This is a genomic window from Lentilactobacillus kribbianus, assembly GCF_013184075.1.
Lineage (GTDB): Bacteria > Bacillota > Bacilli > Lactobacillales > Lactobacillaceae > Lentilactobacillus > Lentilactobacillus kribbianus.
In genome coordinates, this window is the sequence record NZ_JABEQQ010000002.1 from 507,746 (window position 1) to 532,114 (window position 24,369).

A 24,369-nucleotide genomic window follows, 5' to 3' on the forward strand; every position below is an offset into this window, starting at 1 on the left:
TTATGAAAAAAATAAAACGCAATTTTACTCTATCTTTATTAGGTGGAATGGCTCTTGTTCTAAGTGGTTGTGTCCGCACTAAAAACGGACATCCTTATGGTTTTGTCTATGATTATTTGGCCAAACCAGCTCAAAATTTTATGGAATTTATCGCTCAATATGTTGGTAGTTATGGTTGGGCAATCATTGTTTTAACTGTAATTGTGCGAATGATTTTACTACCGTTGATGGTTAATCAAATGAAAAATTCAACTATTCAACAAGAAAAAATGCAATTAATTCAACCACAATTACGAAAGTTACAGGCTAAGCAAAAAAGCGCTAAAACGCCAGAAGAACAAAGTGCAGTTGGCGCAGAAATGATGGCCCTTTATCGTCAAAATAATATTTCAATGACGGGTGGAATTGGCTGCTGGACCTTAATTATTCAATTGCCAATTTTCGCTGCACTATATGCCGCTATCAAATATTCGCCTGAACTATCTCATACGATGTTTATGGGTATTCGTTTGGGACAATCGAGCTTTGTTTTGGCTATTTTAGCTGGTCTGTCCTATTTGTTACAAGCCTACTTAACTATGCTAGGCACTCCCAAAGCTCAAAAAAAGCAAATGGGAGCAATGATGTTAATGAGTCCAATCATGATTTTGTTTATTACAATGTCAGCTCCAGCCGGATTGGGTCTTTACTTCTTTATTGGTGGCCTATTCGCTTGTTTGCAAACATTAATTATCAATCTTTACCGGCCTAAAATTCGTCGCGAAGTTGAAAAGGAAATGAAGCAAACCATAAAGCCAGTTAGTGAAGTGGTTGAAGAAAATATAGAAAAAGTTGAAGCCGATACTGATTCAACTATTCAATCAATTCAAGAAAACAATTCAAGCCACGAGAATAATAAAAATCGTAATCGCAATGCTGGAAAGCAACAACGAAAATCTCACCGTGATTAAATAAAAAGATTGAAACCGCAAGGGTTTCAATCTTTTTTTATTAGTAATTATTATATTCATCAACTTGATGAACTTTATATTCTGGTAATTGAATTTGAAAAATCGAACCATATCCCAACGAACTTTCGATGGCAATTTTACCATGATAAGCAGTAACCAATCGATTAGCAATGGATAAGCCTAAACCATTACCACCCTTATCACGACTTCTGGCTTTATCTACCCGGTAAAAGCGATCGAATACTTTTTGTAAATTTTCAGCAGAAATTCCTTCGCCAAAATCTTGCACTGCAATATTGACGGTGGAAGTGGTTTGAGATAAAGAAATATGAATCTCGTTTCTAGTTTCAGAGTATTTAACCGCGTTATCTAATAAAATAATTAATACTTGCTCTAAATGATTACGATAAATTTTGACAAATACTTCGGAATAAGTATCATCATCTAATCGAATCGTAAAATCTGGATGAATCATCTTAAAATCATTATAAACCTGATGAACTACCTCATTAACGTTAGTAACTTCTTCTGAATAATTAATTTCAATTTGTTCAGCTCGCGATAAATCGAGCATTTCCGTGACTAAACTTTGCATCCGTTTGGTCTCTTGTAATGAAGCTTTTAAGGATTCATCCAAAATTTTAGGATCATCTTTTCCCCAACGAAGCAGCATCTCCATGTGTCCTTGAATTACCGCCACCGGTGTACGTAATTCATGAGAAACATCTTCAACGAATTGTTGTTGTTGATCCATATAACGATGCATTTGGTCCAGCATACTATTAACTAAAGAACCCAGCGTAGCCAATTCATCATGACTTTTAATGATGGGAACCCTAACATTCTTATCCGGATGTTCCTTAACTTCATTAACCGTATCACGAATATCATTAATAGGTCGCAATAGCCAAGCGGCTAGTGAATAACCAACGATAGCTGCTAAAATAATTGCTAAAACAATTAAAACCGTAGTAATAGTTGTCATCTGTCGTGAAATTCGGTTATATTCTGCCAATGAATTAGTCACTTGAATATAACCAATTTTGACCCCTTTTTGATTAACTAATGCTTGTCGTCCAACCAAAAAATTCTGGCCTTTTTTCGTTTGCCGCTTAAATGTTAATTTGGTAGCATCCTTAAATCCCAAATGAACATCATACTTAGATCTAAAGACCTCTTGTTTTTGCTGATTATAAATAGTTAACGTTGTATGATTTTGAGCTAACTCTCTGGCAAAACTGTCATCATAATTATTTCTAGCCTCACGCTTACCACTGGTAGCAAACTGCAAAGTTTGATCAATATTTTCGGTAGTTAACTTATTATTCGGTGCTACCCGTCGTTGAACCATACTGATAGTATCAGCTACTTGATTTTGTTGTTGTTTTAACAATAAATGATTAAAACGATAAATAATCACTATTGAAAATAAAGTAACAATAAACAACACACCTAAAGCCGTAGCTAAAGCCCACTTTTCTTTCAGAGATACTGGATGCAACGAAAATTTACTTTTTTTACTCATGAACGCATCACGTACCCCGTTCCTCTAACTGTCTGAATGTAACTAGCTTCATCTTTTCGATCGATTTTATTTCTTAAATAACGAATATAGACGTCAACCACATTCGTTTCCGCAGTGGACTCATATCCCCAAACTTTTGCTAACAAGGTTTCTCTGGACAATACTACATCAATATTTTCCATTAAAATTAATAACAATTCATATTCACGTTTGGTTAAATTAATAACTTGATCCCCACGGCGGACAATTCTGCCATCTTTTTCAATAACTAAATCTTTAAACTTAACGATATTATCAGCATCTGTTTTGAGATTATTTTCAATATCAATTCGGCGTAATAACGCCCGAATACGAGCTAATAGTTCTTCAATGGCGAACGGTTTCACAATATAGTCATCGGCACCGTGATCAAAGCCAGATACCCGATCAATAACTGAATCTCTCGCAGTCATCATAATAATCGGTGTATTTTTAATCTCTCGCAGTCTTCTCGCAACTTCTAGTCCATTTAATTCTGGTAACATTAAATCTAGTAAAATCACATCAAAATCACCGTTAATGGCGGCATCTAATCCAGTTCGACCGTCTAATTCTACTTGAGTAGTGTAGCCTTCGTGTTGTAATTCTAGTTCCACAAATCTGGCTAAATTTTTTTCGTCTTCAATGATTAAAATTCGACTCATTTATTATCTTTCTCCCACCATTTTTATAAAATCGTTATTGCATTCATGCTACTAATTTTAACATAAAAATAACTAAGATATTTTTCATAAATTAAGATTAACGAATTGTTCAATATTTCACTTGAATAGATAGTTTGGTTGTGTTTTAATGTAACCGTTACATAATTCTTTTTATGAGAGAGGTATTTTTGATGAAAGCAGCAGTAGTAAGAGATTCCGTTGATGGATATGTAGATATTAAAGATGTTGAACTCCGCCCTATTACCCACGGAGAAGCATTAGTAAAAGTTGAATATTGTGGTTTATGTCACACAGATCTTCACGTTGCCGCTGGTGACTTTGGTAAAGTGCCTGGTAGAATTATTGGACATGAAGGCGTTGGTCGAGTAATTGAGGTCGCTGATGACGTTACCAACCTTGAAATTGGAGATCGGGTTTCAATCGCTTGGTTCTACAGTGGCTGTGGTCATTGTGAATATTGCAATACTGGTCGTGAAACACTTTGCCGCAATGTTAAAAACTCTGGTTATACTGTTGATGGCGCCATGGCAGAAGAGGTTATTGTCGACGCTAATTATGCCGTTAAAGTTCCTGAAGAACTTGATCCAATAGAAGCTACTTCATTAACTTGTGCTGGTGTCACTATGTATAAAGCCCTTAAAGTTGGTGAAACCAGACCTGGCCAATGGGTAGAAGTTGTTGGTGCTGGTGGTCTAGGAAACCTAGCTATTCAGTTTGCTCATAATGTCTTTGGTGCGCATGTAGTTGCTGTTGATGGTAACAAAGACAAATTAACCGCTGCCGCTGAAAACGGTGCTGAAGTCATGATTAACCGTCATGATCCAGATGTTGCCGAACAAATTCAGGCCAAAGTTGGTGGCGTGCATAACGCTCAAGTCACTGCTGTTTCTACTGATGCTTTTACTACTTCTATTAATGCTTTACGTCCAGATGGCAAATTAGTTGCCGTAGCCTTACCCGAAGGTGATATGTCATTAAATATTGCTAAAACGGTTTTAGATGGCATTCAAGTAGCAGGATCTCTAGTTGGTACTCGTCAAGATTTAGCTGAAACTTTCCAATTTGGTGCAGAGAAAAAAGTTAAACCAATTGTTCAAACTAGACGCCTTGATGAGATCAATGATATCATCGATGAAATGAAAGCTGGTAAAATCGTTGGTCGAATGGTTGTAGATTTTACTAAATAATTCCTAACAACTAAAAAAACACAAAATAAAAAACCGTTAGAATCCATGGTGTTCTAACGGTTTTTATTTTGCGTTAAATTACTTAACGTTCATAACCTGACGGCCATCGTAGTAACCGCAACTAGGACAAACTTTGTGTGATACACGTAGTTCGCCACAATTTGGACATGCACTCAAATTTGGTGTATCCAACTTGATATTGGTACGACGTAAACGTTTCTTCGTTTTTGAAGTTCGACGTGCTGGTGTAGCCAATTCAAACCCCTCCTCTTTTTATAAAATATCCACTAGTGAAATTTTATGTTTAGTCATCATTATCTTCATCATTAAATAACTCTGATAACTTAGCTAAACGTGGATCAACTTTTTTATTGTCTTCTTTTCGTTGTTCGAATTCTTCAGCAGAAAGAACCTCCCAATCATTTCCCTTCGGCATATTTTTGCCGGCAGCTTCGTCTGAAGACAAGACGCTCATTGGAATTTGTAAGACGATATTTTCAGCGACTGTATTGTTAACGTCAATCACGCCATTTTCTACAATAAAGACCGCTTCAGTTTCATCATAACGTTCCTCTGCTGCTTGTGTTAAAACATAGATTTCATCAATCATAAAGTCAAGTGGTAACTCAACTGGCTCTAATGACCGCGTAGATGGTACTGTAACAGTCCCATTCACTCGCAAATCCAAGATGACATCACCTTTATTGGTAAAGGCAGTTCCAGTTAATTGAATTTGTGAGGCATCTAAAATTTCATCAGGAAAACGAGTTCGTAATGTATCCTTTAAATCAATTAATTCATTAATTTGCAAAGGATTGCTGCTGGAGTAATCCTCAAGCTCTTTAAAAGACAGTTTCACTTTAAATTCCTCCAATGCAACACGCTTAATTATACTTACTCTCCAAATGCTTGTCAAGGTGTTTTCCTTGATAGTCATTTGGTAAATTATTTTATCATAATTGGTCGTTGATAAAAATCTTGCGGTTGATTATTAATTAATTGAATCAACATTCCCGCTCGATAATCAAGAGCCATCATACCACGACTAAGATCATCCGTCATCTTAGTGATCATCGGAATTGCAATCTCTTTTTTTACTTGATTCAAATAACGTTGACCAGTAGCTGTGAACCCTAAAATACGAGCATAATCAGTTGCCTTTTTAACTTCAGTATCATAAGCATGCGTTAAAACATATACACATAGGCGTCTAATTCTCGCATAGGTATAACGTTTGGTTTTAACCAAATGTACAAATTCATCAAAAGACGTCGCTTTTTCGGCCGCTTTTTTTAACCGATATTCAATGCCTTCTGTCATTTGATAAATTTGATGGAGTTCGTTAATTGGTGTTTCCACCAATTCATACCTGAGTAATGGCCAAAATTGCGTCCAGTTCAGTGGTTGATTATCTTTTATTAATTCCAGTGTTGCTTTGGGTACTGTTAGATCCAATAGCTGCAACTGTTGCTTGATAATCGTTTTTCTAATGGCAGTCGCACTACTAATTTGGCGATTGATATTTAAATCTTGATCGTTATGCTGACTCCCCAATCGCTGAATGGGTACTAATTGAATTGGATTACCCAATTGATGATTAGCATTAGCGTAACTATAAGCCAAAATATCATTAGGTTGATTCAACTTAATGCCCGTAGATTCATTTAAAAATTGCTGATATAAAGTGGCATAAGTTTGATCAAATCTACGAAAAACGATTGCATCCGGTTGATGATCAATTAAAGTCTGATAATCCATTGTGGGATTTTCCGCACCAAACGATAAGTAAGATGCGTTTAGCTCTGATGCTAAACGCACTGCTCCCATCGCAAATAAATTAGCCGGTTGAACAGCCGTAGCAAAAGGGAGTTCCACTACTAAATCTATTCCATGACTTAAAGCTGTTCGAGCCCGTTGCCACTTATCAAAAATTGCTGGTTCTCCACGTTGCATCCAATTACCACTCATTAAAGCAATCACAACATCTGCTTGAGTCTGCTGCTTAGCTTGCGTTAATTGGTACAAATGACCGTTATGAAAAGGATTATATTCCGCCACAATCGCAACGGCTTTCACACTTATCCCTCCTTAACACACTCAAAGAACCACCGCTTAACGTTATTTTGAAATGGTTCTTTACCAAAATCGGTGGTTACTTTTACATCAGTAAAACCACTTCTAAGTAAAAATTGTCGATAATCTTCTACAGTATAGGTTCGCTCTTGGTGTAACTCTTCATACCGTTCAAAGGCCTGCTTAGTAGCGTTATATTGAAAAAAACTCAACTCATGTTCTACTGAATGAGGAGCAAACTCCCCGGCAAAACTAGTCCACAAAAAAGCCCGATCATCATCTTGATAATTATACATATAACCAGGATAAACCACGTCAGTTTGATACGGTGAAATCACATCAAATAAGAATTTACCACCTGGCTTGAGATGATGATAGACTTCTTGAAACGTTTGAACTAAATCGCTAGTTTTTAATAAATAACATAACGAGTCATCAAAACACGAAATTCCATCATACGTAGTGAATTCACTTAAATCTCTCATATCTGCTTGAACTAGATTGGGTTGTAGTTCGGCTTCAATTAAATGGTCGCTTGCCAAAGCCAACATATCTTCAGAGATATCACTTCCAGTAACATCAAATCCAGCCTGGGTTAATAAAACTACTAAACGACCAGTTCCACAGGCTAAATCTAAAATTTTGCCTGCTTTAGGAAATCGTTCAATCGCATATTGCGCCCAGCGATCATACATAGTTGGCTCAAATAAATCATCGTAAAACTGAGCAAATTCTTGATAAATCATTAGTCAACCCAGTCAGTGATGTTTAACATTGGTGCATCAGACCACAATTTTTCAATATTATAAAATTCACGAGTTTCTTTTTGGAAGACATGAATAATAACTTCGCCAGCATCAATTAAAATCCAATCGGCTTTATCTCTTCCAGACACTTGATAAACTTCAACGTTATTTTCAGCTAATTGATCACTTACCTCATCGGCAATGGCTTTAACTTGTCGATTAGAATTAGCGTCGATAATAACAAAATAATCTGCCATTAAGCTAACGGGTTCCATATCTAAAACAACGATATCTTCACCACGTTTACTATCAGCAGCTTGAACTGCAATTTTAGCAATATTTTTGGTATCCATACGTACTCCTTTTAATTTCGTTTTGGCACCCAAGCATTGTAAGTAACAATTGTTTGGGGATAAACGGGTTTCCTGTTTTCAACTAAATATTTAAGCGTTTGTTGAGTCTGATAAGCTACCCCTTCAGCCAATGACTGATGAGTAATTTCTCTGGCCTCAGTTACTCCCGGAAAATCACGTCCCGGTTCAATATAATCTGCCATATAAATAATCTGAGCCAATTGATTCATATATTGATGACCTACGGTGTGATATTGAACAGCATGCAAAATATCCAAGTCATCAATTCCTAATTCATTTTTCACAAAAATCCAACCAACAACACCATGCCAAATAGCATTACCATAGTTCAGTAACTCTGATGGTAGACGATATTGTTTAATTACGGCAATAAAATCATCATCAGGTCGCTGTTTGGCATAATCATGAACTAGGCCGGCAATACTGGCCTTTTCAATATTTGCTCCGTATTGTTGAGCCAAATCTACTGCAGTTTGCTCTACTCGCAATACGTGTTCAAATCTACTGGTAGTCAAAGTTTCTTTTAATTTTTGAACTAATTGATCATGACTTAAATCAGTATATCGACCTGAATATTCAATCTTATGAATGGTCATATAAATGATGCTCCTTTATATATGCTCGCACTGCTTCTGGTACTAAATAACGAATTGATTGGTGGTGTCTAATCTTACTTCTAATTAATGTGGATGAAATACCAATATAAGGGACATCCACCCAGATAATAGGATAAGGTGATTGGACTGGGTAACCTTCTCGTTTTACGCCAACAAATCGAACCAACTTAATTAATTGATCAATTTGGTGCCATTTAGGCAAATATTCAACCATATCGCCACCAATGATAAAATAATATTCATTTTCCGGATGTTGTTGTCGTAAATTTTTAATGGTATCTACTGTATAGCTAATACCGCCACGAATAATTTCTGCTAATTCAATAGAAAATAGCGGATTATCATTGATAGCTGCGTGGATCATTGCAACTCGTTCTTTGGCAGGTAACGCTAATTTTTGATCCACATGTGGTGGAATAAAATCAGGCATAAATCTAATTTCATCAAGTCCTAATTGGTTTAATACCTGTTCAGCAATGATTAGATGACCATTATGAATCGGGTTAAAAGTACCACCTAAAATACCAATTTTCTTTCGTTTGTTAGTTTGAACAGCAGCCACTAAAGGTTTAGTTTTAGTTACGGTTGCCGTTTGAACAGTTTTTACCATTGCTAAGTCTCCTACAATTTAAAAACGTCCTTGGAAATTTTTTGATTATTTTCTTTTTCAGCCGGTTTGAACAATAGCAAAACACTACCAATAGTTTGAACTACTGAAATATCACTATTATTTTCAATGTAATTTTTAACATCATCGACGGTGACATCAGCATTTTGCAAAACATTAACTTTCATTAGTTCACGGTACTCAATAGCTCCGCCAACTTCTTCTAGCCAAATTGGTGACAAACCGTTCTTACCAATAGAAAATACTGGGCGAAAATGATTTGCCCGTGCTCTTAAATAACGTTTTTGTTTTCCTCTTAAGTCCATTTTTCTCCTCTATGTTTAAAGCATTGCTGGTCTGATTAAAACAGCGACACCACTTGGGGCATATCCAGCAACAGTTACACCAGCTGGAACTGTTATCCATCCTAGTCCTTCTAAAACAATGTCACTCTTTTGGTTAATTTTAAATTCGTGACGGACTAGTTTAGGAAAACTAGCAGCATTATCAGTCGTTGGTGGCGTCAACATTTCGCCAACATGCTTAGCGTAAAAATCATCAGCATTAGCTAGTTTAGTTCTATGAACAAATAAATTATTATCAACGTAAACTGTAAAACCATGCTTCTTATCACCAGCAACATAATCAAATCGTCCAACACCACCAAAGAATAATGTTTGCTCTGGATTTAACTGATAAGTCTTCGGTTTGATTGTTTTACTTGGAGTTACCAAGTTAAGTTCTTTGCCAGTAAGTAAATGGGCCATTTGTTCTGGTTGAATAATACCTGGTGTATCCACCATTTTTTGTCCATCATCCAACGGGATTTCAATTTTATCTAGTGTGGTACCAGGAAAACGTGATGTAGTAATTAGCTCAGCAATTCCAGTGGATTGTTTAATAATGGAATTAATCAGTGTAGATTTACCTACGTTAGTTACCCCAACAACATAAACGTCTTTTCCTTGCCGGTACTTATTAATTTGTTCTAGTAGATGATCAACGTGTTGGTTACTTTTGGCAGATACTAATTCTACATCAATTGGACGAATTCCTGCCGCATTGGCACGTTGTCTCAACCAATCTTTGACCCGATTGTATTTGATGGAATTGGGTAAAATATCTACTTTATTACCAACTAATAATACTTCATTGTCACCTACAAAACGATGCAAGCCAGGAATTAAGCTGCCATTTACGTCAAAAATATCAACAACATAAACAATCAACGAATCTGTATCTCTTATTTGACTTAATAGTTGTAAGAAATCATCGTCAGTTAAGCTAACTGGTGTAATTTCATTGTAGTGACGTAAACGAAAACAACGCTGACAATAAACTTCACCGCGTTCTAACCCCTTATCTAAAGCTGACTGAGGGGTGTAACCCAATTCTTTTGGATCTGTAGTTTGAACTTTAGCGCCACAACCAATGCAGTGAACTACTTCACCTTCAAAAACTACTTCATTTGTTTCGGTCATTCAGTTCTCCTTTACCAATGTAAATCTGGATACTTCTGCTTTAACTGATACCAAACCACTCGTTCTAATTGGCGATTTAAGTAAGTATTCCAAGCATCATTATTAACCAGTGGTTTCACCAAAATACTTTTAATATGACTACCATTAGCGGCCTTCACATCCGTTAGTAATTGATCACCAATCATCACCACTTTATCACGTTTTAGGTGAAATTGTTTTAATGCTCGTCTAATTCCAATGCCCGTGGGTTTTAAAGCCCGTGAAATGAATTCGAGATTTAATGGATCTACTGCTTCTGCGATTCGCTGATGACTATTATTAGAGACAACAATCACTTTAATCCCAAAATGATTCATTTCTGTTAACCAAGTATTTAACCGGTCATCACCTTCATGCTTATCCCAAGGCATCAATGTATTATCTAAATCAGTGAACACCGTATCAATACCATGTTCCAATAAAAATGTTGGTGTCACATCAAATATAGATGTAAACATCCAAGTTGGTTTAAATTGATTTAACATAATAACCTCTATTGATTTTATTATTAAAAAAACTTTCACCCTCAATGCGGTGAAAGTTTTTTAGTAATTATTTAAGAGCCTTTTTTGCTTCATCTGTTAATGTCTTAAAAGCATCCGCATCGTTAACAGCTAAATCAGCAAGCATCTTACGGTTCATATCAATATTAGCTAATCTCAAGCCATGCATAAATTGGCTGTAGCTAAGACCGTTCATCCGTGAAGCGGCGTTAATACGGGCAATCCATAATTTACGGAAGTTACCTTTGTTAGCGCGACGATCGCGGAAAGCATAAGTTTCTGACTTCATTACTTGGTCTTTAGCAGTCTTGAAAAGACGGTGCTTAGCACCACGGTAACCTTTAGCAAGTTTCAATACTCGTTTACGACGTGCGTGTGTAACTGTTCCACCTTTAACTCGTGGCATATTAAATTCCTCCTGTGTAAATCAAAAATTAGATTATTTGTTTTTTTAATGTATTACTTAGCAAGTAATTTCTTGTAACGCTTTACGTTAGTTGAGTCCATCATGCTAGTACCACGAAGTTGGCGACGTTGTTTCTTAGTCTTACCATGGAAACGGTGACTAGTGTAAGCATTGGCGCTCTTAAAGCCACCATTAGCAGTTCGTTTGAAACGCTTTGCAGCAGCGCGATTACTCTTTTGTTTAGGCATTGATCAATATCCTCCTCAAAATAATTCCAATATTATTTTTTATCGTTGTCCTTAGGATCAAGCATCAAGAACATGCTTCGACCATCCATTTTAGGTCGTTGTACAACAGTTGCAACGTCAGCTGTTTCTTTGGCCATTCGTTCTAAGACTTCACGCCCAATTTCTTTATGGGTGATTGCTCGACCTTTAAAACGAATTGAAACCCGTACTTTATCACCTTTAGCTAAGAACTTTCTAGCGTTCTTAAGCTTAGTGTTGAAATCATTAGTATCAATAACCGGACTTAACCGAACTTCCTTGATATTAACAACTTTTTGCTTTTTGCGAGATTCACGATCCTTCTTTTGTTGTTCGAATCGATATTTCCCGTAATCCAGAATCTTAGCAACTGGTGGTTTTGCCTTAGGAGCCACTAAAATGAGATCTAGGTCAGCGTCTTCTGCTAACTTAAGAGCTTCATCGCGACTTTTAACACCTAACTGATCGCCATTAGCGCCGATTAGTCGAACTTCCCGAGCTCTAATTCCATCATTAACCATCATATCCTTTGCTATGGTAATTCACCTCCAAATTTTTTAACAAAAAGCAGAAAAGAGCGGACATTCGATGCCCGCTCTTGATAGACCGCATACCAAAATGATACGCAGATTCGATATCAAGCCCAGCGACCCCAATGGTCAACTTAGGCGAGAAGCGGGTGCTTCTGCTTTTATTTCAACTACTAAATAGTATCATCATTTAAAATACGTGTCAATAACTAGTTTTGAGGTCGACGATTATTGCCCGTCATAGGCACTGCCCGAGACAAAAAACGAATTCTTTGCATCAAACGTTGAGCTTTTAATGGTTCATCATCGCCACGTTGATTAATACGCAAATGTTCTTCTGCCAATTGATCCATGGAAAAGTTAGAACTAAAAAAAGTTGGTAGCTGTTGTTGCATGCGATATTCCAAAATAACCCCTAACACATCATCTCTAATCCAAGACGACATAGAATCAGCACCAATATCATCAATCATCAATACCGGAGCTTTTTTAATTTCATCAACCTTATTAGCTACAGAATTATCACCAATAGATGATTTCATTTCCACAGCAAAACTAGGAAAATGTACCAACGTGGTTTTGATACCCCTTTGGGCTAATTCATTGGCAATTGCTCCTAAAAGATAAGTTTTGCCCACCCCAAATGGTCCGTATAAATAAAGTCCCGGTTCAAATTGAGATGATTTAGCGTTAGCAATAAAATCCAGCGCCGCGTTTAATGCCTCAAACCGTTCAGCGTTTGGTTCAAACTCTGTTAAGGTTGCCTGACGAATATCTTTGGGCATCATAATTGTTTGAATTCGTTGCTTAATTTTACGTTGTTGAATTCGTTGCACTTCTTCAGGCGAAGCAGCGTAAGAAATGTCAATGAGGTGATTGTTGACCACTAGGTGTGGAAAATATCCAGGAGCAAAACTTTTTTCTCCATTTTGTACCTGCTCTTTAACGTGACAAAATTCATATAATTTAGCAGCACCGCGACTAATAGCATCAGTCGCCAATTCATTTTGATGATCATTTAAAAATTTCTGCACATCATCGTCAACCAGCACCTTATCCATAATAGCCGCAAATCTTTTATTAAAATCCGTCATCGAAGCGGCCGTTGTTTTTAATTCATCACCCATATTTCTCATTATTATCACCTACTTTTTGGTCTGAATTTTTTTCAAGCGTTCATTTAACTGTTGCTGCTGTTCCTTAGATAATTTGGTAGTTTTTGTATCCTTATTATTTGTTTTAGCCCATTCTGGTAACGTTTCTTTAACATTAGCTTTTCGATTGTTATTATTGCGGTAATTATTATTCTTTTTATTAGTCTTAGCCTGATTACGTCCCTGAATCACATTGATGGCTTCTGCAGCTGAAGCAACCTTATGCTGACTCCAATCATTAGCGATAGTTTCAGTTAAATTTTTATTTAACGCGCCGTTATTTTCATCCACTAGAATATGATAAATCAATACATTAACTACTTCGTTGGGAAATAGATGACGACTTATTAAATCTCTAATCAAGCGCTCTTCGCCACTAGTAACAAAACCATTTTTTTGTTTTTTGATTTGTTGTAAAAAAATTAGTGGTGCTGTTTGTTGTGCAATTTTAATAATTTGTTCAAATTTCTTAGAAACCGAATTGTCTGCTGATTGGAGCTGTGGTTTATTTGCTACCGATTTGATAGTTGTCGCCGGGTTACTTTGATAAGTCTTAGAGATATTATGCTTTAATACATTAATTTCTAATTGATTAGTTTTTAAATTAGTCGCTTTTTGAATTAAATTAGCCATTTGAAGTTCATTAATACCGTATAAACTGCTTTCAGTTTTGATTAAATCCAAATTAGCCTTCACGCTCGCTAAATCAACGAATGTATTCGTCAAAATATTAAGCAGTAATTTAACATCCAATTGATCGCTATTAATTTCAAGAGTGTTTTCACTTAAATTATGTTCATCAATATGCTGACGCGTATTTACAATTTCTGACTTTGTATTCACCGAATTTTTTAATAACGTTGGGTATAATTCGGAAATGGCAACCGACACATCTAAACCATCGTCATTATCCAACTGGGGTAATAGTCTCATCACAATTTGATCAAAAGTTTGATCGCCTACATTATCTAATAGTAATAATGCTAAGGCATCTTTTTGAAGGAATGCTGTAGCTTGAAGCGGCAATCTCATTCTATAAATTAACCGTTCACCAGCTTCATAAGTAGACATCAACCCCACCGCTTCTAATTTTTGGCGATTATGCTGTAATTGGGTCAATGGCTCATTTAGCATGCTCTGCAACTCGTAATGAGTATGACGTAAAGTACTAATCGGACTATGGCGAGCCATCGACTGCAACAAATTATATAAATTTATTGCCGCAGAGCCCACGATTGGTGCATATAAATTAGTTAAGGACTCATAATTGATGTCAGTAAACTCGTCAACAATTGCCACAAAAGGTAAATCAGCGGTAATTTCACTCGCCAGTTTCATCATCTCCATGTTTCTTTTCTGCGTCACGTTCCATCATTTCTTTTAATTCTTCATAAAAAACAGACATGTCCTTAAACTGACGGTAAACACTTGCGAACCGAATATAGGAAATTTCGTCTAAATCAACTAAATCTGCCATTACTAATTCACCAATTTCGGTGCTGGTAACTTCGTTTTCGCCACTACCTTGTAATTTATTGGTAACTTTGTTAACTAAATCAGTAATTGCAGCCATTGAAACCGGCCGTTTTTCTGCCGCTCGAACAATTCCCCGAGTTAACTTCTCACGATTAAATTCTTCACGATTACCGTTCTTTTTAATTACTAAAAGTGGAGTTGCTTCGATTCGCTCAAAAGTGGTAAATCGAAAGCCACATTGTTCACACTCACGTCGCCGTCGAATTGCTTTACCATCATCCGTTGGTCGACTATCAACCACCTTAGAACTGCTATAACCACAATGTGGACAGTGCATAATCTCACCTCACAAATTTTACTGTTGGGCAGCTAACCATAAAGCTACCTGAACCTGAGTTTGTTTAATTGAACCAGAATTGTTAATAATTTCATCAGCCAATGATTGCTTCACACTTAGCGGCCACTGACTAGCAATACGCTTGGTTGCCTCGCCAATGGACAGTTGATTGCGTTGACACAATCGTCTCAATTGTTGTTCTGGATTACAATATACTACCATAATTTGATCAACCATTGTTTGATAGCCCTGCTCAAAAAGCATGGGTGCGTCCAAAATTACTAATTGTTTGTCTTGATAATTTTTAATTTGATTTGTAATTTCTGCACGAATAAATGGGTCAATAGTTCGTACCAATAATTTCAACTGTGTGGAGTCATTAAAAACTAGTTCACCTAATTGTTGCCGATTTAAATCGCCATTTTCGGTTAAAATAGTTGGTCCAAAAACTGCTGTAATTGCCGCTAGCCCAGCTGTCCCTCGAGCTTGTACTTCACGAGTAACTTGATCAGCATCTATGACGGGAATACCCTGTGTCGTTAAATATTTGCTAACTAACGACTTACCAGTAGCAATCCCTCCCGTGAGTCCGACTATCTTGCTCATTTAACCGCTCCATGAATCACCTGGCAATGAGGGCAAAAACTAGTCCCTCGTTGGGCGACCTTAATTTTTTCAATGGGTGTTTGGCAGCGTAAACATGGTTCTCCTTTACGTCCATAAACTTGTAAATAATTTTGAAAACTACCTGCTTCGCCATAAGCATTAGAGTAAGAATGTACCGTAGTCCCATGCCCATCGATAGCTCGTGCAATCTCATCAATAATATTTGCACGTAAATCGGCTAATTCAGTTTCTGAGATGAGATTTACCGGTTGTTCAGGATGAATTTTGCTCATCCACAAAACTTCATCAACGTAAATATTGCCTAATCCAGCAATATTGCTTTGATCTAATAAAAATGGTTTGGCCTTACGGTGACTTTTGCCAAAAATATCAACCATATATTCCAAAGTTAAACTTTGCGCAGTAGGTTCTGGACCGATTGTTTTCAATCCAGCCACCTTATATTCTTCACCCGTTTTCACTAAATTCATTCGGCCAAATTTTCGAGTATCATTGTAACGTAATTGACGTCCATCAGTTAAATGAAAAACAATATGGGTATGCTTATCCAGTTGTTGGCCTTCTGGTTCTACGTCGTACTTTCCTTCCATTCGTAAATGTGACACAATCGTGTACCCATTACTAATACGAATTAAAAGATACTTTCCTCGACGGTTAATACCAGTTATCACTTGATGACTCAAAATTTCATTAAATTTTTCTGGGGTAACATCAATCATTTTAGGATATAAAACATCAACCGAGTCAATTTCACTACCGGCAACTAGTTGTTCCAATCCGCGACGAACCGTTTCCACTTCTGGTAATTCAGGCATATAATCAACTCCTATTTTGCATTGTACCAGGTCGTACCGTAATGACTTTCTACTTTTAGCGGTACTGCTAAAGAAATAGCTGAGTCCATCACCTTAGGTACAATTGCTTTAATTTCTTCTAATTCATTAACAGGAACATCAAAAATTAATTCATCATGAACTTGTAATAACATCTTAGTTTTGAATCCTGCTAGTGCTTCATCCATATTAATCATAGCAATTTTAATAATATCAGCGGCCCCACCTTGAATTGGGGTGTTCATTGCTGTTCGTTCAGCAAATGAGCGTTTGTTAAAGTTCTTGGAATTAATATCTGGAAGGTAACGACGACGTTTTTCCAATGTTTCCACGTAGCCATGATCTCTAGCAAATTGAACAATCTCTTCCGTATATTTTTTAACACCAGGATACTCTTCAAAATAACGATCAATAAATTGACGTGCTTGTTTACGGGTAATTCCAGTATTTTGAGCTAAGCCATAATCACTAATACCATATACAATACCGAAGTTAACGGCTTTGGCTTGGCGCCGTAGTTCAGGAGTCACCTCATCATTAGAAGCGAGACCAAAGATTCTACGAGCAGTTGCCGCATGGATGTCTTCTCCCTCAGCGAAAGCTTCTTGCATATTCTTATCACCAGAAACCGAAGCCAAAACGCGCAATTCGATTTGAGAATAGTCCGAAGAAAAAATATATCCTTGAGGATCTGAAGGCACAAAGGCCGAACGAATTTGCTTGCCTTCTTCACTACGAATAGGAATATTTTGCAAATTAGGATCAACTGATGATAATCTTCCAGTTTGCGTCAAAGTTTGTAGATAACGTGTATGAATCTTGCCATCTTTTGGATTAATTACCTTTAACAAACCAGAAATATAAGTAGACAATAGCTTAGAAACTTGTCGATAATCCAAGATATTTTGCACAATAGGTGCATCTGGTGCCAACTTTTCCAATACATCAACAGCGGTTGAGTACCCGGTTTTTGTTTTCTTAAGCACCGGTAATCGCATTTTTTCAAATAAAATTTTTCCTAACTGTTTAGGTGAACTAATGTTAAACTCTTCCCCAGCCTGTTGGTAAATTTGTTGTTCAATTTCAGACAACCGTTCGGTCAACTTACTACCCATTTCTTCTAGACGATTGGCCTTCACAGAAATACCAGCAATTTCCATTTTAGCTAACACAACTGCCATTGGTAATTCCATTTGCCAGTAAAGTTCAGTTTGATTATGTTCATCTAAATCCTTAAACATTTTTTCGTGTAAAGAAGAAATAGCGGCCACTTTATGAACTAAATGTTCAGTAAATTCAGGTTGGTCAACAGGAATGAAGCGCTTAGCCCCTTTACCATAAACTTCAATATCAGTTTTAATATTATCAAAACCGTGATCGGCCGCTACTTCAGCCACATCATTACTATTATTTAAGGTATTAAGTAAGTAAGAAACTAGCAATAAATCAAAGTCTACACCTTTTAGCGTTATTCCCAATCGGTTAAGGGCTACCATTGTTTTCTTAGAATCAAATAAATTCTTTTTAATCACATTAGATTCTAGTATTGTTATTAACACTTTGTTAGTTAATAATTTAGGATTATTTGAAGCGTACCACTTACCCTCAGTACCAATTGCAAAGCCAACTATTGCAGCAGTATGATAATTATCATCAGCAAGTTCTAATTGAAAGTTAACTTCATCACCTAATTGATTTAATTCAGCAATATTATCAGTTGTCAGTACTTGATACTGAATGTTAGTTAATTGACTGGCGTCAGCAATGCCATCATTAGCCATCTGTTTTAAAAATGATTTGAAGTCCATTTTTTCATAAAATTTAATTAATTTTTCTGTATTCGGTCCTTGATACGTTAAATCAGATAATGAAATGGTCAGGGGGGCATGGCGATTAATTGTTGCTAATTCACGCGCTAATTCGGCTTTGGCTCGATCATTAATGAGATTTTCCTTTAGCTTTTTACCACTAACCTCATCAATATGCTCATAAATACCGGCAATTGAGTCAAATTGTTGAATTAGTTTTTGGGCGGTCTTGTCTCCCACCTTAGTAACTCCTGGATAATTATCCGAATTGTCACCTTTCAACCCTTTAATTTCCACAATTTGATCGGGACGAACACCAAGTTTTTCTTTCACATAATCCGTAGTATAGGTCTCTAACTCAGTAACACCTTTTTTAGAGACTTGAACCGTCGTTTGATCAGAAGTCAATTGAGTTAAATCACGATCACCAGTAATTACTACTATAGAGTAATCACCATTTTGTTCAGCTTGAAAAGCTAATGTTCCGATAATATCATCAGCCTCATAATTGGCTAATTCATAAGTTTTGATACCACGATCTTCAATGAGTTCCTTGATATACGGCATTTGTTCTAGTAATTCTGAAGGAGTTTCACTGCGTCCTCCTTTATAATCAGGATATTTTTCGGTCCGAAAAGTAGTTTTTCCAGCATCAAATGCTACTAATACTTCATCTGGCTGTTCAGTTGCTAAAACCTTATCCAGCATGCGGTTAAAACCAAAGATAGCACTAGTATGTAGTCCCTCACTATTTGTAAAACGATCTAATGATTGATACAGTGCATAAAATGCCTTAAAAGCAATGCTATTTCCGTCAATTAAAAGTAATTTTTTAGCCATCTATTTCTCCTTTTATCTGAAGCGATACCTAATTATAATTTTAACACTTGATGACAATAATATCAGGCATTAGCGCACAAAAAAAGCAGTGATATAAATCACCGCTTTTTTATTAATCTCGATTATCACCTAGGCCAAAAATAGAAAGCATTTGACTAAATAAGTTCACAAAATCAAGATAAAGTTGCAAGGCACCGATCACTGCTAAACCAGTAGTTGATACTTGACCATTAGCTTGATTGTAAATGTTTTTCATTCTTTGAGTATCCGATGCCGTCAAAATGGTAAAAATCACAATGGCAATAACGGAAAAGACAAACGCAATAATACTACTTCTTAAAAACATATTAATGATCATTGCCACAATTAAGGCAATTAAGGCAGCTGAAGCCTGTGTACCCCACTTCGTTAAATCACGTTTAGTGGTTAAACCAAATAACGTCATTGTAATGAAGATAGCGGCACTAGATAAAAATGCTGCCACAATCGAAGTACCGGTGTAAGTTAAAAAGATTGATGAAAACATCACTCCAGTAATCATCGCGTATAACATTAAAAAGATAAAACTTAATGATGGTCGTTTCATAGCTTGGCTAGTAATAACAAAAGGCATAAAGAACCAAACTAACAAGGAACCCCACATTAACCAGCGATTCTGCATTAATCCAGCAATTCCAAATACTGAACTCATAAAGTAAGCCGTAGCCGCCGAGATTAAAACCGCTAAGCTCATCCAACCATACATCTTAGTTAAAAAATCGTTAAAACCTACCGCATTATTAACCATACGGCGATCATCTTGATAATTATTCATTTACTCAGATCCTTTCACTTGAAAATTTGTCCCAAGTTTAACAGAACCATTAAAATTAGCAAGAATTTAACCCACTTCTAAATGATTAATTAATCTTATTACTCAAATGACTTAACAATTCTTCATAAGCATTTTCGTATTTCATAATATCGCCGGCACCCATAAAGATAACAACGTCATTATCGTAATCTAATAGTGGCGACATATTTTCAACAGTGAGAATTTCACCGCCTTTAGTAATCTTATTAGCCAAATCTTGGCTAGAAACGTCGCCAGAAGCCTCTCTAGGTGAGCCATAAATATCAGTTAAGAAAACATGATCAGCCATGTTCAAACTAGAGGCAAAGTCGTCCATCAAAGCAATGGTTCGACTAAAAGTATGTGGTTGAAAAACGACCACAATTTCTTTGTTAGGATATTCTTGACGAGCAGCATCTAAAGTAGCCTTAATTTCAGAAGGATGATGAGCATAGTCGTCAATAATGGTCATATCAGCTACTTTACGTTCTGAAAAACGACGTTTAACTCCTTCAAAGGTTAATAATTCTTCTCTAATTTCATTTAAATCAACATCTTCAAAATAGGCCACTGCAATTACAGCCAATGAATTCAAAACGTTGTGTTCCCCAAATAAAGGCACCATAAATTCACCCAAATCTTCGCCACGATACATAACATGGAATTGAGATCCTTTAGTAGTTCGTTTAACATCAACGGCTTGAAAATCATCGTCATCATCTAAGCCATAGTAATAAATTGGAACATTGGCATGAAGTTTTCTTAAGTTTTTATCATCACCCCAAGCAAAAATGCCTTTCTTAACTTGGCTAGCAAACGTTTGAAAAGCATCAATAACGTCATCAATACTTTCATAGTAATCTGGATGATCAAAATCAATGTTGGTCATAATAGCATAGTCTGGATATGTAGCTAAGAAATGGCGACGATATTCATCGGCTTCATAGACGAAGAAACGAGCATTAGGGACACCTTTACCGCTACCATCACCAACTAAATAATCGGTTGGTGCAATGCCACTTAAAACATGCGCTAACAAACCGGTAGTACTAGTTTTACCATGAGCTCCAGCAACCCCAATACTAGTTTTACCTTCAATCAATTTGCCTAAAAATTCATGATAGCGATAAACCGGAATGTTCATTGAACGGGCTTTTTTTACTTCTGGGTGATCTTCAGTAAACGCATTTCCAATAATAACAGTCATATTGTCGGTAATATTATTTTCATCAAACGGCATAATTTTAATGCCAGCCTTCTCCAACCCGCGTTGTGTAAAGGTATATTGCGTGATATCAGATCCCTGCACTTTATCTCCTCGATCATTTAAGATAAGTGCCATTGCGGCCATTCCTGTCCCTTTAATTCCGATAAAATGGTAAATATTTTGATTATCCATAAATACTGTCCTTTCGAGTATTAATTTCTAGTTTGGATACTTTCATCATTGTGATAGTAAACTTCACGTGGTTTAGAGCCATGTTGCTCTGAGATATAATGATGACTTTCCAAGGTGTCAATAATATTAGCGGCTCGATTATAGCCAATCGAGAACAAACGTTGCAATTTAGACGTTGAAACCGTATCTTCTTTTGCAATATATTCTAATACCTCAGGCATTAACTCATCTTCATTACTAGTCTGAACAATTTTTTTAAGTGAATCAGGAGTAAACATATAATTAGGTTGACCTTGTTGTCTGACAAAGTTAACCACATTTTCTAATTCTTCATTAGTAACATAAGCCCCTTGCAAACGAACTGGTTGAGGTGAACCATTACCGAGGTAAAGTAAATCACCTTTTCCAAGAAGGGTTTCGGCCCCGCTGGTATCAATTATCGTTCGAGAATCAACCTGACTAGAAACCATAAAGGCAATTCTAGTAGGAATGTTATTCTTAATAGTTCCCGTCACAATATCGACACTTGGCCTTTGGGTAGCCACAATCAAGTGAATACCAGCAGCCCGTGCCTTTTGAGTAATTCGCACAATATAGTCCTGGATTTCATTAGAAGCAACCATCATTAAGTCGGCCAATTCATCAATAATAACTAAAATGTAAGGCATTTTGAGACCGAATTCGCCCTGTTCTTCAGCTTTTTCGTTAAATTGTTCAATATTTCGAACCCCGGCCGCCGATAATTTTTCATAACGTTCATCCATTTCTTTAGTTACCCACTTAAGGGAAGCAGCCGCTTCTTGTGGATCAGAAATAACAGGAGACAACAAGTGTGGGATGCCATCATATGGTGCTAGTTCTACTGCCTTAGGGTCAATTAAAAGCAACTTAACTTCAGCAGGGTTGGCTTTGTATAAAATGGATACTAATAAACTGTTAATAAAGACACTCTTACCAGAACCAGTGGCCCCTGCAATTAGACCATGTGGCATTTTTCTAATATCGGTCACTTGTGGTCGGCCAGAAATATCTACTCCGACCGCCGTAGTTAATGGTGATTTTTTATCAGCAAACTTAGCAGTATCAATTACTTCTGATAGCGTCACCGGTCGTGGAGTTGCATTAGGAATTTCGATTCCGACCGTGGATTTACCAGGAATAGGTGCTTCAATCCGAACATCTTTAGCTGCTAACGCTAATTTTAGATCATCACGCAAATTAACAATACGTTGTACCTTAACTCCCAATGCTAACTTCACTTGAAATTGGGTTACAGTTGGTCCATTGGTCCAATCGACTACTTCACCATCAACTCCAAATGCTTTTAACGTTTGGTCTAAAGTATCAACTTGATGTTCTACCCAATCATAAACAGAATCATCTTCATCAGTAATTGGTGGATTTAATAAATCCATGGAAGGAAAGACATATCCTTTGACTGGTTCTACTAAATTAACGTGATTACTAGATTCATTATGATTTAACTCTACTTCCGTTGTTTGAGATGGTTGTTGTTGCACTTCTATTTCATCTTCATTATTAATAACTGGATCCTGATCAGAATTTGTAACCTCAGTGACAACTTCCTCTACCATTTCAGGTTCTTTAATCGAATCCATTGCTGCTGTTTCATTCTCAGCAGCGGTTATTCCTTTAGATTCTAATGGATTTTGGAATCGTTGATTAATTGTCGAACTAACTGGAACTGATGGAGTAGAAATAGCAGCTACATCAACGTCCGTTTTTTTATCAACATCATCGTTGTCAATATCTGATAACTCATCGGTGCTATCAGCGTCTTTTTCATCAGCTGTAGCAGTGACTGGTTTATTGTCCGCAGCAAAAAAGGGCAAGCTTTCATTATGGTTGCCTTCTCCACCAACAATAGTGGAAAATGACTTACCTAATCCGCCCTTTTCATTTTGTTCTGTATTACTTGTTTCTTGATCAATGCTTTCGCTACGTTCGCTTAATTCAGGTTCATTCACCGTTGCTTTCAGCGATTCACTATTTTTTTCGACTGATTTTTCTAAATGATCTAAATCAATCAGATCCGTTGTCGAATTATCGTCATCAAATAAAATTAAATCATTGTTATCTAACCGTAGTCGCTCAATTACCATTTCATAAAATGAGTTTCTTTGGCTACGCTGCCGATCAAAAAACTCTACTAACTCTTTACTACCACCATTATTATGTTCAGTGGTCTTGGGTTCGAATTTACGGACCCGAGCAGCTAAATTGGAAGAGGTTGTAACCTTATTTTGGCTTCTTGGTTTGGACATTGAAGGTTTAACTTTTGATGGTCGTTCTTCAGTTGTTGTCGATTGTTTCATTAATTTAGGTTGCTTATCTCGCCAACGATAATAAGCTGGTCCATCATAGTTTTTCATTCCATCACACCTACAAAAGTTTATTAGTTAAATAAATGTTGTGCCTTCTCAAAGTCAAACGGTTCTCCAACATTATATTCATCAGGTAAAATCAATGCGCCAGGTACTTGTGGTGCATTAGGTAATTGTAATTCCCGTCCTGAGACGATCATTCCATCACTCTTAACCCCTCTTAATTCACCAGGCCAAATAATTTGACCATTAGGCATCATCGCTCCCACTTTAGCAACGACAACAGTGATATCTGGTTGCATATTAGGTGAGCCACTAACGATTTGAACTTCTTGATCATTATCAATTTGTGTAACGGTCACATTTAAATGATCTGAATCTGGATGCGGTGTCATTGACTTAACGTAACCTACTACAAATTTAGGTTCTTCATCAGCAGTTAACGTTAAATCGAAATCATGGCTATGCAAATATTCATTTAACTTAGCCACTTGATCCTTACTCAAAATAATTTGACCGTGCACCTCAGCTAGTTCAGGTAAAATAGAACTGGCATTCAAAAAGTTGACACCAATAGTATTATTAGTGTCGGCATCAATAATTTGAGCAACATTGTCATGAATCGTGGTGGTTTGATTAGTCACATCTTGGCCCATAATAATAACCAAAGTGTCTCCCATGGTTTGGGAGTTATAACTAGAAATTAACAT

General features: G+C 36.6%; 27 protein-coding genes and 1 other annotated feature. Of the genes, 2 read left to right on the forward strand and 25 right to left on the reverse strand.

The features are described from left to right. Positions 1 to 2 precede the first annotated feature (2 nt). A complete protein-coding gene (gene yidC, locus HII32_RS07300; RefSeq protein WP_172189851.1) occupies positions 3 to 950 on the forward strand; it encodes a membrane protein insertase YidC in 948 nt (315 codons plus the stop codon). A gap of 40 nt (positions 951 to 990) precedes the next feature. On the opposite strand, the gene HII32_RS07305 is transcribed toward yidC, so the two are convergent. Together HII32_RS07305 and HII32_RS07310 are read right to left on the reverse strand one after the other, a co-directional pair. Further along, positions 991 to 2,475 (reverse strand): HAMP domain-containing sensor histidine kinase, encoded by a 1,485-nt coding sequence (locus HII32_RS07305; protein WP_172189853.1) that lies wholly within the window; start codon positions 2,473 to 2,475, stop codon positions 991 to 993. After that, entirely contained in the window at positions 2,472 to 3,158 is a 687-nt protein-coding gene (locus HII32_RS07310; protein ID WP_172189855.1) for a response regulator transcription factor, read from the reverse strand. Before HII32_RS07310 ends, HII32_RS07305 begins: the two co-directional genes overlap by 4 nt. Positions 3,159 to 3,349: 191 nt before the next feature. On the opposite strand from HII32_RS07310, the gene adhP reads away from it, so the two are divergent. Continuing rightward, entirely contained in the window at positions 3,350 to 4,366 is a 1,017-nt protein-coding gene (adhP, locus tag HII32_RS07315; RefSeq protein WP_172189857.1) for an alcohol dehydrogenase AdhP, read from the forward strand. A 78-nt stretch (positions 4,367 to 4,444) separates the two neighbouring features. Here adhP and rpmF read toward each other — a convergent pair whose 3' ends face one another. The 23 genes from rpmF to ytpR all read right to left on the reverse strand — a co-directional run bounded on the left by rpmF (position 4,445) and on the right by ytpR (position 24,369). Next, positions 4,445 to 4,621 carry a 50S ribosomal protein L32 gene (gene rpmF, locus HII32_RS07320; RefSeq protein WP_172189859.1) on the reverse strand — a complete coding sequence of 59 codons (177 nt, stop codon included), beginning with the start codon at positions 4,619 to 4,621 and terminating at the stop codon, positions 4,445 to 4,447. A 49-nt stretch (positions 4,622 to 4,670) separates the two neighbouring features. Beyond that, entirely contained in the window at positions 4,671 to 5,177 is a 507-nt protein-coding gene (locus tag HII32_RS07325) for a YceD family protein (RefSeq protein ID WP_246224882.1), read from the reverse strand. Between the two features lie 134 nt (positions 5,178 to 5,311). Then, on the reverse strand, positions 5,312 to 6,448 hold the full coding sequence (locus HII32_RS07330) for a nucleotidyltransferase (protein ID WP_172190068.1): 1,137 nt from the start codon (positions 6,446 to 6,448) through the stop codon (positions 5,312 to 5,314). Further along, positions 6,445 to 7,185, reverse strand: a complete 741-nt coding sequence (locus tag HII32_RS07335) for a class I SAM-dependent DNA methyltransferase (RefSeq protein WP_172189863.1) — start codon at positions 7,183 to 7,185, stop codon at positions 6,445 to 6,447. The genes HII32_RS07330 and HII32_RS07335 overlap by 4 nt, the downstream gene beginning before the upstream one ends. After that, complete coding sequence (gene rsfS, locus HII32_RS07340; protein WP_172189873.1) at positions 7,185 to 7,538, reverse strand: ribosome silencing factor; 354 nt, start codon at positions 7,536 to 7,538, stop codon at positions 7,185 to 7,187. The genes HII32_RS07335 and rsfS overlap by 1 nt, the downstream gene beginning before the upstream one ends. Before the next feature lie 11 nt (positions 7,539 to 7,549). Further along, the gene (gene yqeK, locus HII32_RS07345) at positions 7,550 to 8,155 is read right to left on the reverse strand and encodes a bis(5'-nucleosyl)-tetraphosphatase (symmetrical) YqeK (RefSeq protein ID WP_172189875.1); all 606 of its coding nucleotides are present in this window, start codon (positions 8,153 to 8,155) and stop codon (positions 7,550 to 7,552) included. Then, positions 8,142 to 8,786 (reverse strand): nicotinate-nucleotide adenylyltransferase, encoded by a 645-nt coding sequence (locus HII32_RS07350; RefSeq protein WP_172189877.1) that lies wholly within the window; start codon positions 8,784 to 8,786, stop codon positions 8,142 to 8,144. Before HII32_RS07350 ends, yqeK begins: the two co-directional genes overlap by 14 nt. Positions 8,787 to 8,797: 11 nt before the next feature. Then, complete coding sequence (yhbY, locus tag HII32_RS07355) at positions 8,798 to 9,109, reverse strand: ribosome assembly RNA-binding protein YhbY (RefSeq protein ID WP_172189879.1); 312 nt, start codon at positions 9,107 to 9,109, stop codon at positions 8,798 to 8,800. Positions 9,110 to 9,124: 15 nt separating this feature from the next. Then, positions 9,125 to 10,264, reverse strand: coding sequence for a ribosome biogenesis GTPase YqeH (gene yqeH / locus HII32_RS07360; protein WP_172189881.1), 1,140 nt, complete (start codon positions 10,262 to 10,264; stop codon positions 9,125 to 9,127). An 11-nt stretch (positions 10,265 to 10,275) separates the two neighbouring features. After that, on the reverse strand, positions 10,276 to 10,788 hold the full coding sequence (locus HII32_RS07365) for a YqeG family HAD IIIA-type phosphatase (protein WP_172189883.1): 513 nt from the start codon (positions 10,786 to 10,788) through the stop codon (positions 10,276 to 10,278). 67 nt (positions 10,789 to 10,855) lie between these two features. Further along, positions 10,856 to 11,212: a 50S ribosomal protein L20 gene (gene rplT, locus HII32_RS07370; RefSeq protein ID WP_172189885.1), complete on the reverse strand. Its 357-nt coding sequence runs from the start codon at positions 11,210 to 11,212 to the stop codon at positions 10,856 to 10,858. Positions 11,213 to 11,265: 53 nt separating this feature from the next. Continuing rightward, on the reverse strand, positions 11,266 to 11,460 hold the full coding sequence (rpmI, locus tag HII32_RS07375; RefSeq protein WP_172189887.1) for a 50S ribosomal protein L35: 195 nt from the start codon (positions 11,458 to 11,460) through the stop codon (positions 11,266 to 11,268). A 32-nt stretch (positions 11,461 to 11,492) separates the two neighbouring features. Beyond that, positions 11,493 to 12,020 carry a translation initiation factor IF-3 gene (gene infC, locus HII32_RS07380; protein ID WP_172190070.1) on the reverse strand — a complete coding sequence of 176 codons (528 nt, stop codon included), beginning with the start codon at positions 12,018 to 12,020 and terminating at the stop codon, positions 11,493 to 11,495. 21 nt (positions 12,021 to 12,041) lie between these two features. Then, positions 12,042 to 12,175: a sequence feature (ribosomal protein L20 leader region), on the reverse strand. 42 nt (positions 12,176 to 12,217) lie between these two features. After that, positions 12,218 to 13,144, reverse strand: coding sequence for a primosomal protein DnaI (dnaI, locus tag HII32_RS07385; protein ID WP_172189889.1), 927 nt, complete (start codon positions 13,142 to 13,144; stop codon positions 12,218 to 12,220). Positions 13,145 to 13,153: 9 nt separating this feature from the next. After that, complete coding sequence (locus HII32_RS07390) at positions 13,154 to 14,509, reverse strand: DnaD domain protein (protein ID WP_172189891.1); 1,356 nt, start codon at positions 14,507 to 14,509, stop codon at positions 13,154 to 13,156. Beyond that, positions 14,484 to 14,975, reverse strand: coding sequence for a transcriptional regulator NrdR (gene nrdR, locus HII32_RS07395; RefSeq protein WP_172189893.1), 492 nt, complete (start codon positions 14,973 to 14,975; stop codon positions 14,484 to 14,486). The genes HII32_RS07390 and nrdR overlap by 26 nt, the downstream gene beginning before the upstream one ends. An 18-nt stretch (positions 14,976 to 14,993) precedes the next feature. Further along, positions 14,994 to 15,581 carry a dephospho-CoA kinase gene (gene coaE / locus HII32_RS07400; RefSeq protein WP_172189895.1) on the reverse strand — a complete coding sequence of 196 codons (588 nt, stop codon included), beginning with the start codon at positions 15,579 to 15,581 and terminating at the stop codon, positions 14,994 to 14,996. Continuing rightward, positions 15,578 to 16,417, reverse strand: coding sequence for a DNA-formamidopyrimidine glycosylase (gene mutM / locus HII32_RS07405; RefSeq protein WP_172189897.1), 840 nt, complete (start codon positions 16,415 to 16,417; stop codon positions 15,578 to 15,580). Before mutM ends, coaE begins: the two co-directional genes overlap by 4 nt. 11 nt (positions 16,418 to 16,428) lie before the next feature. Further along, entirely contained in the window at positions 16,429 to 19,083 is a 2,655-nt protein-coding gene (gene polA, locus HII32_RS07410; protein ID WP_172189899.1) for a DNA polymerase I, read from the reverse strand. A gap of 112 nt (positions 19,084 to 19,195) precedes the next feature. Continuing rightward, positions 19,196 to 19,897: a Bax inhibitor-1/YccA family protein gene (locus HII32_RS07415; protein ID WP_172189901.1), complete on the reverse strand. Its 702-nt coding sequence runs from the start codon at positions 19,895 to 19,897 to the stop codon at positions 19,196 to 19,198. 85 nt (positions 19,898 to 19,982) lie between these two features. Continuing rightward, positions 19,983 to 21,314: a UDP-N-acetylmuramate--L-alanine ligase gene (gene murC, locus HII32_RS07420; protein ID WP_172189903.1), complete on the reverse strand. Its 1,332-nt coding sequence runs from the start codon at positions 21,312 to 21,314 to the stop codon at positions 19,983 to 19,985. Positions 21,315 to 21,334: 20 nt separating this feature from the next. Further along, positions 21,335 to 23,707, reverse strand: a complete 2,373-nt coding sequence (locus HII32_RS07425) for a DNA translocase FtsK (RefSeq protein WP_172189905.1) — start codon at positions 23,705 to 23,707, stop codon at positions 21,335 to 21,337. 23 nt (positions 23,708 to 23,730) lie between these two features. Then, positions 23,731 to 24,369 carry a YtpR family tRNA-binding protein gene (gene ytpR, locus HII32_RS07430; RefSeq protein WP_172189907.1) on the reverse strand — a complete coding sequence of 213 codons (639 nt, stop codon included), beginning with the start codon at positions 24,367 to 24,369 and terminating at the stop codon, positions 23,731 to 23,733.